At 46.1% G+C, this 15,007-nt stretch carries 8 protein-coding genes and 1 pseudogene; 5 read left to right on the top strand and 4 right to left on the bottom strand.

Features of this window, described 5'->3' with window-relative positions:
* Nucleotides 1-14 precede the first annotated feature (14 nt).
* A complete protein-coding gene (locus tag OSCIL6407_RS0118420; protein ID WP_407635895.1) occupies nucleotides 15-3,227 on the bottom strand; it encodes a DUF1574 family protein in 3,213 nt (1,070 codons plus the stop codon).
* Nucleotides 3,228-4,006: 779 nt separating this feature from the next.
* On the opposite strand from OSCIL6407_RS0118420, the gene OSCIL6407_RS0118415 reads away from it, so the two are divergent.
* Both OSCIL6407_RS0118415 and ppc read left to right on the top strand, forming a co-directional pair.
* Entirely contained in the window at nucleotides 4,007-4,231 is a 225-nt protein-coding gene (locus tag OSCIL6407_RS0118415; RefSeq protein ID WP_007356259.1) for a hypothetical protein, read from the top strand.
* Between the two features lie 90 nt (nucleotides 4,232-4,321).
* Nucleotides 4,322-7,411 (top strand): phosphoenolpyruvate carboxylase, encoded by a 3,090-nt coding sequence (gene ppc, locus OSCIL6407_RS0118410; protein WP_007356260.1) that lies wholly within the window; start codon nucleotides 4,322-4,324, stop codon nucleotides 7,409-7,411.
* 137 nt (nucleotides 7,412-7,548) lie between these two features.
* On the opposite strand, the gene OSCIL6407_RS32715 is transcribed toward ppc, so the two are convergent.
* The gene (locus OSCIL6407_RS32715; RefSeq protein ID WP_019487521.1) at nucleotides 7,549-8,655 is read right to left on the bottom strand and encodes a transposase; all 1,107 of its coding nucleotides are present in this window, start codon (nucleotides 8,653-8,655) and stop codon (nucleotides 7,549-7,551) included.
* Between the two features lie 196 nt (nucleotides 8,656-8,851).
* Nucleotides 8,852-9,659 (bottom strand): annotated as a pseudogene (locus OSCIL6407_RS36290) (IS5 family transposase).
* Between the two features lie 354 nt (nucleotides 9,660-10,013).
* On the opposite strand from OSCIL6407_RS36290, the gene OSCIL6407_RS0118395 reads away from it, so the two are divergent.
* Nucleotides 10,014-11,372 carry a sensor histidine kinase gene (locus OSCIL6407_RS0118395; RefSeq protein ID WP_007357301.1) on the top strand — a complete coding sequence of 453 codons (1,359 nt, stop codon included), beginning with the start codon at nucleotides 10,014-10,016 and terminating at the stop codon, nucleotides 11,370-11,372.
* A 464-nt stretch (nucleotides 11,373-11,836) separates the two neighbouring features.
* Nucleotides 11,837-12,427: a hypothetical protein gene (locus OSCIL6407_RS0118390; protein WP_007357302.1), complete on the top strand. Its 591-nt coding sequence runs from the start codon at nucleotides 11,837-11,839 to the stop codon at nucleotides 12,425-12,427.
* A gap of 181 nt (nucleotides 12,428-12,608) precedes the next feature.
* Here the strand turns inward: OSCIL6407_RS0118390 and ald are convergent, their stop codons facing one another.
* Complete coding sequence (gene ald, locus OSCIL6407_RS0118385) at nucleotides 12,609-13,697, bottom strand: alanine dehydrogenase (RefSeq protein WP_007357303.1); 1,089 nt, start codon at nucleotides 13,695-13,697, stop codon at nucleotides 12,609-12,611.
* 495 nt (nucleotides 13,698-14,192) lie between these two features.
* On the opposite strand from ald, the gene OSCIL6407_RS0118380 reads away from it, so the two are divergent.
* Complete coding sequence (locus OSCIL6407_RS0118380; RefSeq protein WP_007357304.1) at nucleotides 14,193-14,915, top strand: DUF502 domain-containing protein; 723 nt, start codon at nucleotides 14,193-14,195, stop codon at nucleotides 14,913-14,915.
* Nucleotides 14,916-15,007: the final 92 nt, after the last annotated feature.

Genomic DNA, 15,007 nt, shown 5'->3' with positions numbered 1-15,007 from the left:
AACAATTAACAAATTTAATTGCGAGTTGGCCAAGGAATCATCGGATCTTTAGCTAACTGCTTGGAAACTTCGACTGCTCCATAGCGATTGAGGTGGCTGGGGTCGGAAAAGTTTTCCCGCGCCTCTGGCCACAAAAGACCTATGTCTCGGAAAATTAATCCAGTTTCGGCTGCTAGCTGCTGCATTTGCTCTCGGAATTCTTGTTCGTATTCACCCCGCACAGGATCTAAATAATCTTTAGTTAGGGGCATATTAACAAAAACCAAATTAATATTGTGAGCTTTGGTAAATTCCACAAGGTTTTTGATAGCATCAGTTTGTCTGCCTACGAGTTGGAAACTTTGATAGTCAGCGTCATAATCGCCGGACACTTTGGAATGTTGCTGATAGTAAGTAGCGGGAGTGAAACGGATATCTATGGGAAGAAACCCATTAGACTCAAATTCGCTTGTTTGTCCGCTGTCTACTATTAGTTTTTCCTCTGCTATTTGCTGTTCCTTATTTGGAACTCGTGGAGGTTGCACCTGACTAATAACTAGCGATCGCAAAAAGGTTTTCAAGCGATCGCGATTTCGGTAAGTCCCAGAGACTCGCTCTAACTTGTGATTCAGAAATTCCTCGATCTCTACACCCCTCTTATCTATATTTTGCATCAATTCTGCTATAGGAGAAAGGGGGGCGGCGGCGGCGGATTTGGATGTGGATTCGCTGACTCTGTTGGCGTGGATTTTCCAAGTTCCTTGAGCCAGTTGTCTATAACCTTCTGAAGTCGCGATCGCATTATAAGTAACATCAATCCTGCCACTATTGACAGCGCGGGCCCCATCGGCTAATACAATTAGTTTTGGCAGTTGCTCCACTGGCAAAACGCGGCGTAGTATCAAGTCTACAACTTGGACAGTAGCGCCATTTACCCCAAAGTTATAAACCTTCAGTCCCGGATACCCCTGTTGGGCCAAAGCTTTCTCTAAAACAGTCGGCTCGACTCCCCGCAAAGCTCTGGAACTGCCAACGATCATAATATCCGGGAGCCTTTTATGAGTGCGAATATATTTTTGGTAGCGCACTAACTGCTCATCAAGTTGATCGCTCCTGAAAGTTGGGTAACTCTCTACACTATCTAATGTTGAAAATGACTCTTGGCTATTGCTATTAGCTGGAAGTTCGATGCTAGCAGTACCGGGTTTAGTAAACCCAGAACCATTGAATACTTCTGTGCTATTAGTTTGCGGCGATTGCTGCAAAGGTAACTGAGGTAAGCTCACCTCGCGAGTTTTGGAGTTAGAAACATTGTTTGATTCCACTCCCAACCCTTCACTATTTTGAGAGATTGCTCCCGTTTGCTTCGTTTCTGGCAAGGCTTCAGAGCCAGCAGCAGTTAGCGGTTTAGCGTTAAAAGAGTCAGCGATAATTTCCTGCTCTCCCGCTCCCCCGCTCCTCTGCTCCCCTGCTCCCCCGCTCCCCCGCTCCCCTGCTCCCCCGCTCCTCTGCTCCCCGCTCCTCTGCTCCCCGCTCCCCGCTCCCCCGCTCCCCTGCTCCCCTGCTCCCCCGCTCCCCTGTGCTTCTACCTGGGTGCTATTACTGGCAAAGGATTCTAGAAAGTTGCCCAAGAAGGAATCTGTTTGGAACGCTAGGAAACATCCAGCCGCAGCCCAAACTAAGGCGATCGCGGCTCGGCGATCGCGCCACCCACGATCGGAATTAGCAACAGTGGTAGATAAAGCATCGTTTGGAACAAACAGACCAAAGCTAACTAGCGATCGCTGTAGCCCCAATAATCCCTTACCCAGTTGGCGGGGACGAGGCCGAATTCCCACGTCGGCGATTACAGATTCCCCTGGAAAATCGGGCGTTAAAATCAAATCCCCATCTAAGCCAGTGAAAGCCATATCCGCTGAGGAGGGGGCAAACTCTGGCGCAATATCTTTCTCGAAAGTAGGTCTGGCGATTTTTGACAGCGGCTTTGCGGGAGCCACAGGCGATGCTGGGGAAACGGCTGTACCCACCTCAACCCCATAGCGCCACAGAGGGAGTTTTTGACCTGCGCGACGGCCGTAGACCCGCACCCCGACAATACCCGGAATTTTTAGCTGGCGCAGGAATTGGGCAATGGGCGGCCCTACCTTAGATTGAGAGGGACAGGTAGGAGATTCGCTCATGATGTGGAGCAAGTCGCCTTTGGGTAAAATCAGGACGCGAATGCCCCCAGTTTGCAGTTTCCGGTCAAGATTGGGATTGAGCAGGCGGTTGATTAAAAATGTTAGGGCCGACCGATCTCCTTGAGCCGCAAGTGTGACAGCACTTACAGCTAAATCCGGGTGGTGAGCTGCTGGCAAATCCAACCAGTCTATCCAAACCGGAGTTTCGTCTTCCTGAGTGCGGGGCGCTTCTACGCCATAGACAGTGGCGGCGCGAATACCTTGGGGTGCGATCGCAGCTAAAATCGGCGCAAGCGCATCCGTGACTATCTGTTTATCAGGAGTAGAGGCACTAGCAACTGAGAAACTTCCCCCTTTCCCCCGCTCCCCTGCTCCCCTGCTCCCCCGCTCCCCCGCTCCTCTGCTCCCCCGCTCCTCTGCTCCCCCGCTCCTCTGCTCCTCTGCTCCCCCGCTCCCCTGCTTCCCGAAAGTCTTGTTACAGAATAAATGCAGAGTAAATTCTTTAAGTGTGGCTCGAACTTCGATCCCAACAGCGGCTAATTCCTGATTTAATAGCCGTGCGATCGCAGCTACATCCCCCCAGCGGGCCCATTCCTTCAGCATTTGACTCGGAGGCGTGAGGTCTACCCGCAACATCCAGTCTGGCTTCGCTTCACCCCTAACTTGGCTGCAAATTACCGCATCCCGAAAATCTTCTAATTTCAGATCCCGCAACCGCTGAGCAATCGGCTCTGCTAGCAACGAAGGGTCGGGGCTGTATGCTGACTCGCACAACACGCATAACCGGCGAACCAGTGGCAGGGGAGAACTGACAGTATTCTCCCCCGCTCCCTCGCTCCCTTGCTCCCCCGCTCCCCCGCCCCCCCGCTCTCGAATGCTAACTTTAACCGAGACTCCCAAGGCTCCCAAGATTTCACTAAGGTAGCTGGCAATAGCATCAGGATAGCCTCGGCGAGCGAGACGTTCGCAGGAAATAGTCAACGTTCCCTCATCTTGAGTGCCATTGTTCTCCTGTGAAGGAACTTCTAGAATGGCCGTACTCTGCTGCGTTACTTGTCCTGCGGTCATGGAATAAGATGAGGAATGAAGGGGAACGGATGCGGCACTTAATTGAGAAGTAGAGGCAGTATCAATAGTTAGGGGTGAAATCGCGAAAACTTCAGTTTCTTGATTCTCAGGGGCAATTGAACCATTCTGGGTAATGATTCTACCTTCCCCTGCTGCTGCGATCGGGTTGGCAGCAGTGTGCGTCGGGGAACTTTCCCTTTCAGGCTTCTTTTTCCCTAAATTTCTGATTTCCTTGGAAGCGATGGGCGGTTCTGGGGGAGGAGTTACTAACGGTTGTGCTTCGGGACGTTTGAGTGGTTGTTGATTTCGGTTAGAACTGTTGCACTCCAGCCTCACTGTCCAGTTATTTTGTCTAGCACCCAGTCTCCTACCGCACAAAAACACTTGGTAAATCCGAGGTAGATTGCGAGGTAGCAGTTTTTCGAGGTCAGTCACGCTCAGGGCTTCGGAATATTTGGCGACTACAAGACGCTGGGGGGGACACTCTGCGGCTTCACAGAGAATGTGCAGGTGATTGCCCCGCAACCGCACCTGTACTTGCACTTCGGGAAGCCCCAAAGCTGCCCCGGCCCACTGCGTTAAGGCGGATCGATTGTCTGTCAAGATGCTCCCTTTCGCATTCAACATGGGGGCTTTGATTTCGTCAAGTGTAATTTTGTTTCCTAGAGATAGCACACCACGAGGGTATTTTGGCACACTTAGTTATACGCGCATTAATCGCTACGATATAGAGCATCGGGATTAGAGTGAAAATTAATAAAATCAGGAGGTCGATGTTTATGCAGTCGTTTCGGCAGAATTTACCAGAAACTAAGCCATCCCAGAGTCCGAATTTACAAATTCCCTCAGATATTATATTGAGCTTTGCGACTGTACCCTTACTCTTTGGGTTATTGGCTAGCAAAGCTGCGGCTGAGCTGATGGTGACAATTGGCTCATCCAGCGAGGAACTGTTTCGCGGCGATCGCCTCCCCGTTCTCAACTTCCCACACCAAGATTCTTAGAGACTGTCAACTGTTAACAGCTAACAGTTGACAGTTAACCGTTAACTGTACAATTGATTGGATATCCGCAGCTATTGAGGAACAGACCCCATGAGTTCAGTCCTCCACTCGTCAGATCAGGCCATCACTACAAAAGTCGTTTCGCCTCCTGTCCCGTTTGCTACCTCAGACCTGTTTCTGCGTAATCGCCTGAAAATCGTAGAGGACTTGTGGGAGTCAGTGCTGCGACAAGAGTGCGGTCAAGAACTGGTTGATTTAATTCAGCAGATGCGATCGATTAATGGCCCAGATCGTCAGGCTCCTCATTTTCTGGAGTCGAATGTCTTGCAGCTTATCGAAAAGCTTGACCTGAATGCCGCAATTCGTGCGGCTCGCGCTTTTGCTCTCTATTTCCAGCTCATCAATATTGTTGAGCAGCACTACGAACAGCGAGACCAGCAATTAGCTTATGTCAGCGGTAATGGTGCTAGCGGATTGGCTTTTTCGAGGTCGCAGGGTCAAACCAGCCACCAATATATAGAGGAAAATTTTCAAAGCTTTACAGCTCAGGTGCAGGAAGGTAATAATAACTTGCCGAGGGACTTAGGGACTTTCCATCACTTATTCCCGATGTTGCGACGTTTGAACGTGCCTTCTCAACAAATTCAGCGTTTGATTGATAATTTGGACATCCGGCTGGTGTTTACGGCTCACCCGACGGAAATTGTTCGCCACACGATTCGCACTAAGCAGCGGCGGATTGCGAAGATTCTGCAACAGTTGGATCAAGTTGAGGAAAATTTTGATGTTCTGGGTACTGGTAGTCAGGAAAGCCCTTATTTAGTATCTTCCTGGGAAGCGCAAGCGCTGCAAGGGCAACTGATGGAAGAAATTCGCCTGTGGTGGCGCACTGATGAGCTACATCAGTTTAAGCCGAGCGTGCTTGATGAGGTTGAGTATACTCTGCACTACTTTGAGGAAGTGCTCTTTGATGCGATTCCCCAACTGTACCAGCGCTTTAAGCAAGCTTTGCACGCTTCTTTTCCTTATCTGAATCCACCGAAGTACAATTTTTGTAAGTTCGGCTCTTGGGTGGGGTCAGATCGGGATGGCAATCCTTCTGTGACTCCGAAAATTACTTGGCAAACTTCTTGTTATCAGCGACATTTGGTGCTGGAGAAGTATATCGGTGCGGTGAAAAAGCTGAGCGAACTGTTGAGTTTGTCGCTGCACTGGAGCGATGTGCTACCGGAGTTGTTGGAGTCTCTCGATCGCGATAAGTTGGAGATCCAAGAGGTTTACGATGAGTGGGCGATTCGCTACCGTCAGGAACCTTATCGCTTGAAGTTGGCTTATGTACTCAAGCGGTTGGAAAATACGCGCGATCGCAATTGGCGGCTCTACAAGGGTGATGAGTTACAAAGGGAACGGGAAGCTCTTTCCCAGAATCCGGGATTGGTGGGACTTTACCCTTCGGGTGTGGAGTTTTTGGCGGAATTGCGGCTAATTGAGCGCAATTTGGTGGAAACGGGTCTGAGTTGTCGGGACTTGGAAAATCTGATCTGCCAGGTAGAAATTTATGGGTTTAATTTGGCTCATTTGGATATCCGTCAAGAGTCGTCGGTTCATTCTGATGCTCTGTCCGAAGTTGCTGAATATCTGCAAATTCTGCCTAAGTCTTACAATGAATTGTCAGAATCGGAGCGATCGATCTGGCTAGCTACAGAATTGCAAACCCGTCGGCCGTTAATCCCAGCAGAATTGCCTTTTTCTGCGAAAACTTGCGAGACGATTGAGACTTTCCGCATCTTGCGACAAATGCAGCAAGAGTTTGGCCCGGAAATTTGCCAAACTTATGTGATTAGCATGAGCCATGATGTTAGCGACTTGCTAGAGGTTTTGCTCTTAGCTAAAGAGGCGGGACTTTTCGATCCAGCTACGGGTATTGGCAGCATTAATGTGGTTCCTCTGTTTGAAACAGTGGAAGACTTGACAAAAGCGCCGCAAGTGATGCAAAAACTCTTCGAGTTGCCACTCTACCGGGCGATGCTTGCTGGTGGTTATGCTATCAAAAAGGATGATTCTTTGCCTTGCTCTTGTCTGCAAGAGGTGATGCTGGGCTATTCGGATAGTAATAAGGATTCTGGATTTCTTAGTAGTAATTGGGAAATTCATAAAGCTCAGAAGGCTTTGCAGCGAATTGCTGAGCAGTACAATGTGAATTTACGCATTTTTCACGGGCGCGGCGGTTCAGTGGGACGTGGCGGTGGCCCTGCTTATAAGGCGATTTTAGCTCAACCTGGGAAGAGTATTAGTGGCAGAATTAAGATTACTGAACAGGGTGAGGTTTTGGCTTCTAAATACTCGTTGCCTGACTTAGCGCTTTATAATCTGGAAACTGTGACGGCGGCTGTAGTGCAAGCTAGTTTGCTGCACACTGGTTTTGATGGGATTGACCCTTGGAATGAGATTATGGAGGAGTTGTCGGTTAGGTCGCGATCGCACTACCGTCATTTAATCTATGAAGAGCCAGATTTGGTTGATTTCTTCCATCAAGTCACTCCAATTCAAGAAATTAGCCAGTTGCAAATTAGTTCAAGGCCCGCACGCCGTAGCGGAGGCAAGAAAGATATTAGCACTCTGCGGGCAATTCCTTGGGTGTTTAGCTGGACTCAAAGCCGCTTTTTGTTGCCTTCTTGGTACGGAGTAGGTACTGCTTTGCAGGAGTTTTTGCTGGAAAAACCGGAAGAACATTTGAAGCTTTTGCAATATTTCTATCTGAAATGGCCGTTTTTTAAGATGGTGATTTCTAAGGTGGAAATGACTTTATCTAAGGTAGATTTGCAAATTGCTCACCACTATGTTCGGGAGTTATCAGCACCCGCAGATAGGCAACGATTTGAGGCTCTATTTGAGCAAATTTCGACTGAATATCACTTGATTCGCGATCTAGTTTTGACTATTACTGGTCATGAGCGTTTGCTAGATGGAGACCCAGATTTGCAGCGTTCTGTCTTGTTACGGAATGCTACGATTGTGCCTTTAGGTTTGTTGCAAGTGGCTTTATTGAAGCGGTTACGGCAGCATGGTGTGGCAGGGGTTCCTGGGGTGATTCACTCGCGTTATAGCAAGGGTGAATTGTTGCGAGGAGCTTTGTTAACTATTAATGGTATTGCTGCTGGAATGCGGAATACGGGCTAAATGGGAGAATGTTTGATTTTTAGTTTTTAGTTTTTTAGGCGATCGCTCTTTTTTTAGGGAGGGCGATCGCTTTTTAGTTAACGGTTAACTGTTAACCGTTAACCGTTAACTGTTTATATTATCCCTAGTTTGTCACCCTAGGCAGAAGAAAATTGGTGAAAAGCATTTAATTTAGTCCCTGTTAAAGCATTAGCACAGAGATTAACCAGACTAATTAAAGTATTAAAACTACTAACTAATAGAGGAGATTCAAAAACCTTCAACCAAGGTTTTACTAATTTGAGGGCTAATAGTGGCAATAATAGTAATTGCATATTATTTAGCATTGATTTCCAGCCTTGATTGAAATCCCAGTCTGGATGTTCAGCTAGATAACTATTTAGTTCAGATTGACAACTTGATAAGTTAGATAATTCCGAAGACTGAGTTGAAATAGCCCTCATACTAACCAAGAGAAAAGCACAACAAATAGATTCCCACCATTTAGCAATATCATTGTATTTGGTTACATGAAAGTCCGACCAACCTAATTCAGATTTGCTTTGTCTAAATCCATATTCAATCCAAGTTCTTTCTCCATAAATATTGCCTACATCTTGATATTTAATTTTGTCAATATTAGTCATTACATAAGATGTACTATTGACTGGTAATGTTTCGGGATCAGTTGTTAGATACCAATAAGTATATTTATTCCTGTGACCAGATATTATCTCACACACATATCTTTTTTGTTGTTGACCTTTACTTAATATTCGGTCAAATTCTTGCCAAGAAGTCTGTTTAACTTCCTCCCCCTCTGGCATCCAGACTCCATGATTACTTCTTCTAACTCCATAAATATTGACACTTACAATCCCATTGTCTACTTTTCCTAGCCTTCCTAAATATTGTCTAGCTACATATTCAGTTTTATTTCCTTTTTTTGGATCTCCGGTCTCATCTATAATAATGTCAATTGCTTCTTCTTTTAACCAGTTAAAGATAATTTTTAGTCTCTGGGTTCTTAATTCTTCCGATTTCCAGGGAGATTGTGTTAAAAAGTTATGCAATGATTGACTATTTTTTAATCCAATTATTTTAGAGAGTGTTACTAAACTTTTTCTCTTGCTTGGTGTCAAAATCCCCATAATAATTTGCTTAAAGGCTTCATAGCTTCTAACTTCTGGAAATATTTTTTGATAACTCTCACAATATTGATCGATGAAACTAATGGTAGGTTGTGGAATTTTGGGCTGTATCATAGTCTGTGTCTCCCATTTAGACTTCTCTTTCTATTTTACTCTTCCTAGAGTGACAAACTAGGGTTATAGCAACCGCCAGGGCGATTAGGGCAAGTACAACTGTTACCTTTAGTCCAGAATCCTTTACAGAGTAACCTCTTGCCTCTTCCCTCTTCCCTAGCCCTGAGCATCGTAGCCCCTAGGGCGTGTTTTCAAACTACAACCATAACCAGATAAAGGCGATCGTAATCATGGCTGTATAATTTGCAGCAAGTTTCTCATATCGTGTAGCAATACGTCTCCATTGCTTAAGTCGGTTGATAGCACGTTCAACAATGTTGCGTTGACGGTAGATTTCCCGACTAAAAGGACCGTGACGGGGTTCATTTGACAGTCGTGGGATGGTAAAACGGATACCTCGCCGTCGTAAGTAACTACGGATACGACGACCTGTGTAGCCTTTATCTCCTACGACTCTTGAAGGACGGATACGGGGACGACCTCGCCCAGAACGTTTGACTGCTCCTTGTTCCATCAATTGTTCTAAAAATATTGACTTCATAAGTTGACCGGGAGTGAGAAGAAAAGTTATCGGTTTACCTTTACCCTCACAACGTATGTGTATTTTTGTGCTAAAGCCACCGCGAGAACGACCTAGTTTCTCCTCTTCTTCACCCCCTTTTTTCCACCTGCGGCGTGTTGGTGGGCACGAATTACAGTTCCATCAACGTAATGCACGTCAAGCGTCTAGGTTTCCTTGTTTGTCCGCATCGGCTTGTAGGTGTTCTAAGACTTGTTTCCAGATATCGGCTTTTTGCCACCGATAAAACCGTGTGGCTATACTTTCCCACTTTCCATAACGTTCTGGTAGGTCTCGCCAGGGCGCACCAGTTCTCAGTATCCACTCCGATGCCATTGACAACCTGTCGGTGGTCGTGATTGGGCTTACCTGTTCGCGGTTTAAGCGGGGGAAGTAGGGGTTTTAACCTTTCCCACTGTTCGGTACTTAAGTCTCCTCTATTCATAAACACACCTGCCTGCGATCGCCTATTTTTAGGATACAACGAGTTTGAAAACACGCCCTAGGGGCTAGGGGCTAGGGGCTAGGGGCTAGGGGCTAGGGAAAGAGGAAGAGAGGGGGAGATGGGGAAGATAGGGGAGATGGGGGAGATGGATAATTACCAATTACCAATTACCAATTACCAATTACCAATTACCAATTAAGTAAATCCACCTAATTAAACATAAGATCGGGATGGCTAAAAAGCTGACTGTATAAACATTCTTCCTTCTCTCCTAGATAACTAAAATTTTCTTCCTTCTTCCTTCTTCCTTCTTCCTTCTTCCTTCTTCCTTCTTCCTTCTACTTACCAGGTGTTATGTTTCAAGCTACTCGTCGTCGCCTCGCTATTTGGTATACCGCCGTTACCGCCGTCCTCTTATTACTATTTGCTACAGGTTTCTATATCTACGTTCGTACTACCTTAATTGAACGCATCGACGACACCCTCAACCACGTAGTAGAAGTAGTAGAAAGATCCCTCGTTATCGAACCCGTAGAAACTCCCCCCGCAATGTCTCCCGTAGTTCTCAATGGCCAATTTCAAGTTAATGTTTTTGATAGCTTTCGAGATAATGATGTTGACGTAGAAGACGACCATATCGATCTAGAATGGTTTAGTCCTACAGGGGAATTACTCTGGTCTACTCTCGCTGAACCTCTGGATATTCGCCTCAATCCTAACCGTACTGGTGAGACAGTCTATAAAAAAACAAATGATTCATCTTACATCCTCAGACAGGTGACAGACCGCGTAGAAGTTGGTCGCCAAGTGTTAGGATATTTGCGGGTTAGCCATCCCTGGTTTGAAGTTACTAAACCTATTCGTCAATTGATGCTAGATTTAAGCCTGGGTACTGGTTTAATGGTGATCTCTGTTGCTGCTATTGGCTGGTTATTATCGGGGTTGGCGATGGAACCGGTGCGAGAGTCTTATCAACATCTTAAACAATTTACTGCTGATGCTTCTCACGAACTGAGAAATCCGATCGCAACTATTCAAACTAATGTACAAGTAGCTTTAGCAGAACCAGATATCGAACCTCAACAGCAACAACAGCTACTACTTATAGAAAGGCTGACTCGGAGGTTGGGAAAATTGGTTGATGATTTGCTATTCTTAGCTAGACAAGATAGCGGTATAGTACAGCCGCAATTGCTTCCTGTTCCCTTAGATGCTTTGTTAATGGAGGCGATCGCAGAACAAAAGGCGATCGCGATCGCAGCAGGTATCAACCTCTCACTGGAAATAGTCGATCTGGACACATCTGAGGATGATTTTACGCTCTGTGGTGACTGGGATCAATTAGCTCGTTTGTTCACAAATCTTATCAGTAACGCACTGCATTACACCCCCTCTGGCGGTAAAGTTGACATTGAATTGCAACTTCCAGCCAAAGGCAAGAAGCCCTCAGCTCTCAACAGGGCTTTACAGGTTAAAATTAAAGATACTGGTATTGGGATTCCACCAGAAGCGATACCTCATTTGTTCGATCGCTTCTATCGTGCAGATCCAGCTCGTACTCATCGTACCGCTGCGGGGTCAGGATTGGGATTAGCGATCGCTCAAGGAATTGTAAAAAATCATCACGGCGACATTCGCATTGAAAGCGAACTCAACAGAGGTACGATCGTTACAGTTATCTTACCTGCATACAGAGCCGAAGAATCCCGTTAAAAAAGATTGGCATCATTACCAAACTAATAAAACAATTTTCTAGTATTCAATTTTCTGGCATTCAATTTTTAATTTTTGATTTTTAATTTTTAATTTTCTAGGAGGGGCGATCGCAACTAAAACTTGCCGAGCAAGAGTAAAATATCTTACCAGAGAAAGGAGGTAATTTTGATACTTTCATGCTCTAATATTTGAGTTGACTTCCTATTGATGCTCTAAAAAGCCCAAGTTTTACGATCCAAGAGGATGTTGCTTAGCAATCTGAGTTCGATGACGGCTAAAAGCATTGATTTAGCCTATGTCATTTCGAGGCTGTTCAACGAAAGAATCATGGTTGTAACCATTTTCGTCAAACTCACATTCAGCAACAAAAACCTTTGTTCTAGTAAAACACGCTGGCAATACCTCACACTGTATAACGATTAGGCTCATAACTTTCCTCACAGATTATAGGAGATATATTGATGATTTCACACAATAACCCACTCAAAACAAACCTCAGTTGGCTAGGAGTCCTCAGTGCTAGCCTGCTTGTCAGTCTAAGTACAATTGCCTTCGCAGGTGGGCCTCCACCTCAAGGGAAACCGGCAGCCGCGCCTGCTACCACAGAACCCGCGAGTCAGGAACCAGCAAAGGCCCAACCTGCAACCACCCAACCCAATGCCACCCCAGCCGCACCACAGGCCACCCCACAGACACCCGCGCAGACAATGGCGGCCCCTGCGCGATTCCCCCTACCTAGCGCCAGAGTAGAACCCTCAGAAGGCGTAGTCACAATCAAACTGGTGAATACGACAAATGCTTTAATTAGTTATCAAGTAGTAGGGGACACGCAACCGCGAACACTAGGGGAACAGTCAGAAATTCAGCTTAAAGGTCTAAAAACTCCCGTCACTATCACTTACCAGCGCGAAGACGGGGGATTATTAATGGTACGTCCTCAAGCAACCGCGACACCCGGATTCTTGCAAGTCAGTTTTAGCGCTACAACTGATTTAAGCGTTGATACAAAATCGCTGAACGTTCAAGCAGAAGGCGGCGTATTTTTAAACTGAGAACCTGTCAGGGGTTAAAACCCCTGACTAATAGCTAAAGTCGTTTTCAGACACGATTAAATGATTGGGCCCAGAAACCGGGTTTTTGAGTTCGTATGTGGGTAAAAACGAAGTATTTTCGTCAAAAAACCCGGTTTCTTTGGTTGGGTGTGTAAGTCCCGATCGCGATCTTTTTTCAAACCTAATCTGCCAAATCAGGAAACACCTCCCGCACCGCAGGATGCACCAAACGACCATTCTGAACATTCAAACCCTTTGCTAAAGCAGAGTTACCTTCGAGAGCTTTAATACCGCGATTGGCAAGTTGGACAACATAAGGCAAAGTGCTATTATTCAGTGCTTGAGTAGCCGTCCAAGGAACTGCCCCCGGCATATTCGGGACACCATAATGGACAACACCTTCCTCAATGTAAGTAGGATTAGTGTGAGAAGTCGCTCGCAGAGTTTCCACACAACCCCCTTGGTCAACAGCCACATCGACAATCACCGAACCAGGGTGCATCTTGCTGACCAAAGAGCGAGATACTAGAATCGGAGCTCGACGGCCCAAAACTAATACCGCACCAATGAGCAAATCAGCATCAGGAACAACAGCCTCAATTTGAGATGAACTGCTGTAGAGGTATTCCACTCTAGAACCGAAGATAGTCTCCAGATAAGCCAAACGCTCCAAATTTACATCTAAAATCTGTACCTGAGCGCCCAAACCTACGGCAATTCTAGCGGCTTCCGTACCGACGATACCGCCACCGAGAATTACCACTTTACCCGGTTTAACTCCAGGGACACCCCCTAAAAGCACGCCTCGCCCCCCTTGCTGGCGTTCGAGAAACCGAGCTCCGAACTGCACAGACAAGCGGCCTGCAATGATACTCATCGGGGTTAATAGGGGCAATTTTTGATCTGGGAGCTCGACAGTTTCGTAAGCGATCGCCTGCACTCCCGAAGCGATTAAATATTCAGTTAGCTGGCGATGCGCCGCCAAATGCAAGTATGTAAAGAGCAACTGCCCTTTTTGCATCAGCGGGTATTCCACAGGTAAAGGTTCTTTAACCTTTACCACCAATTCTCGATTCCAGGCATCCTGAGAGTTTGATACAATCTTCGCCCCAGCTTGAATATAGTCGGCATCTGTAAAACCAGCACCAATACCAGCACCACTCTCCACAAAGACTGCATGGCCGCGATCGCAACATACCCGAACGCTCATGGGACTGAGCCCGACACGAAATTCTTGATCCTTGATTTCCTTGGGAACACCAATTTCCATCTGATACCTCGACTGTTAGCAGTGCCGCGATCGACTCTAACTTATATAGATTTACGCAACTGTCACAGTTAAATCAACTTGTGGGTGCGTTAGGCTTTTTTTAGAGATTGATAGGCTCAGAGTTTGGGCTTAGTTACGCACCCTACTGATTGTCCGGGGCTTTAGTCCTAATCATATATGTCTTCAGAGGTTAGAAGTCACCTCCTAATTAAAATTGTCTTAAAATATACATTTGACTGGCATAATTCTTAGAATCAGAGCTTACGGATTCACCCAATCCCTGTGCCTGATTGTCAGAAAAACCTCAAGCAGGTACACAGAAGATGCGCGATGCCTGCGGCCGGCGTAGCCATCGCGAACTCTTCCCTGAGACCAAGGCGCAATCTTGCCGGATAGCAGACAATAAAACAGCTACTATCCTCAAAACCAGCCTAGTCTAAACCCTCTCACATTTGACTTGTTCCCTGAGCCAGTTATTAAGGACAGTAGACTACCATGTTCCAACGCTTCAAGCAGGACTTAAAAAATGACCTGATTGCAGGTCTGTTGGTAGTGATCCCCTTAGCTACCACAATTTGGCTGACGATTACTATTGCTAGTTGGGTCATTAATTTTCTTACCAAAGTTCCCAACCAGATCAATCCCTTTGACGGACTCCACCCACTGTTAGTAAATCTACTGAATTTCTTGGTAGGTCTTGCTGTCCCCCTGCTGAGCATCTTACTAATCGGTTTGATGGCTCGCAATATTGCGGGGCGATGGCTGCTAGATTTTGGTGAAAGGCTATTACAGGCGATACCTCTAGCCGGCTCGGTTTACAAAACCCTCAAGCAGCTTCTAGAAACTATCCTCAAGTCTAATGATAAATTTCGCCGCGTAATATTGGTAGAGTATCCTCGACGAGGGATTTGGGCCTTGGGTTTTGTCACGAATACGGTAAGCGCCGAGATTGAGTCTCACCTACAAGGCACTATGATTAGTATTTTCGTCCCTACTACACCCAATCCTACTACTGGCTGGTACGCGATCGTCCCAGAAAATGAAGTGATTACTCTCTCTATGTCTGTTGAAGATGCTTTTAAGGTAATAATATCTGGCGGTATTGTTAATCCTACTGTCTCTATTCCTGTACCATTAGCAAATATCCCAGGCAAAAAGCTAGAACCCTTACTTTCTGAAAGTAGGTTACAACCTGTTCCTGTAGAAGAAGATTGTTAACAGTTAACAGTTAACTGTTAACTGTTAACTGTTAACTGTTAACTGTACTCAAAACTTTGGTGATGGTTTATTTCTCGGCGATTGAAATCGCG

The organism is Kamptonema formosum PCC 6407 (genome assembly GCF_000332155.1).
Classification (GTDB): domain Bacteria; phylum Cyanobacteriota; class Cyanobacteriia; order Cyanobacteriales; family Microcoleaceae; genus Kamptonema; species Kamptonema formosum.
The sequence above is the reverse complement of the archived record's forward strand: the minus strand, read 5'-3'. Positions and strand labels throughout refer to the sequence as shown.